At 67.8% G+C, this 273-nt stretch carries 1 protein-coding gene; it reads right to left on the reverse strand.

The window, feature by feature from the left end; all coding sequences use genetic code 11:
* Positions 1-273: phosphopantetheine-binding protein (locus tag SB753_RS37280; protein WP_410805168.1), on the reverse strand; the 273-nt coding region annotated here is incomplete at both ends.

The raw sequence follows: 273 nt of genomic DNA on the forward strand, positions 1-273 counted from the left end.
GGCGGCGAGCAGCGAATCGCCGCCCAGATCGAAGAAATTGTCGTCGCGAGCGATCGGGCTGAAGCAGAACAGGCTCTCCCACAGCGCTTGCAGGTAAGGCTCGAGCGCCTCGCGAGGGGTGCCGGGCGGCGGCAGCGTGCGCATCGCGAGATTCAGCGCTGGATGCTGGCGGATCACGTCGAGACATTCGGGGTTGCGCAACGCCGCTGCGTTGGCAACCGGCAGCCCGTTGATCGCATCGCGCGCAGCGGCTTCGGACGGCTTGCCGCTGTG

This window comes from Paraburkholderia sp. SIMBA_053, assembly GCF_046534895.1.
GTDB lineage: Bacteria > Pseudomonadota > Gammaproteobacteria > Burkholderiales > Burkholderiaceae > Paraburkholderia > Paraburkholderia caledonica.